This window comes from Clostridium sp. ZBS2 (assembly GCF_023845855.1).
GTDB lineage: Bacteria > Bacillota > Clostridia > Clostridiales > Clostridiaceae > Clostridium > Clostridium aquiflavi.
Genome location: NZ_JAMQIF010000011.1, coordinates 1 through 982, shown reverse-complemented (window position 1 = coordinate 982; position 982 = coordinate 1). Strand labels below are relative to the sequence as shown.

Here is a 982-nt window from a genome sequence, read left to right as displayed (position 1 = left end):
AGACATTATGCTCACGTTGACTGTCCAGGACATGCTGACTATGTTAAGAACATGATCACAGGAGCAGCACAAATGGATGGAGCTATCTTAGTTTGTTCAGCAGCAGATGGTCCAATGCCACAAACAAGAGAACATATCCTACTAGCATCAAGAGTTGGAGTTGACTACATTGTAGTATTCTTAAACAAAGCAGATATGGTAGATGACGAAGAATTATTAGAATTAGTTGAAATGGAAGTTAGAGAATTATTAAGCGAATACAACTTCCCAGGAGATGATATTCCAGTAATAAAAGGATCTGCATTAAAAGCATTAGAAAACCCAACAGATGAAGCAGCAATTGCTCCAATCTTAGAATTAATGGAAGCAGTAGATAGCTACATTCCAACACCAGAAAGAGCAACAGATAAACCATTCATCATGCCAGTAGAAGATGTATTCACAATCACTGGTAGAGGAACAGTTGCAACTGGTAGAGTTGAAACTGGAGTACTTCACGTAGGAGACGAAGTTGAAATCGTAGGATTAAGTGAAGAAAAGAAGAAAGTTGTTGTAACTGGAATCGAAATGTTCAGAAAGTTATTAGACGAAGCGCAAGCAGGAGATAATATCGGAGCATTATTAAGAGGTGTTCAAAGAACTGATATCGAAAGAGGTCAAGTTTTAGCATTACCTAATTCAGTACACCCACACACTAAGTTCGTAGGTCAAGTATACGTACTTAAAAAAGAAGAAGGTGGAAGACATACTCCATTCTTTGATGGATATAGACCACAATTCTACTTCAGAACAACAGACGTTACAGGATCAATAAAATTACCAGACGGAATGGAAATGGTAATGCCTGGAGACCACATTGACATGAACGTTGAATTAATCAATCCAGTAGCTATGGATGAAGGATTAAGATTTGCGATCAGAGAAGGCGGAAGAACTGTAGGTTCAGGAGTTGTTACTAAGATTAACGCTTAATTTTAATAAT

General features: G+C 37.7%; 1 protein-coding gene. It reads left to right on the top strand.

Features of this window, described 5'->3' with window-relative positions; all coding sequences use genetic code 11:
• Nucleotides 1-972 (top strand): elongation factor Tu (gene tuf, locus NG918_RS08465; protein ID WP_252225584.1); only part of this gene is annotated, 972 nt, incomplete at its 5' end.
• Nucleotides 973-982 lie beyond the last annotated feature (10 nt).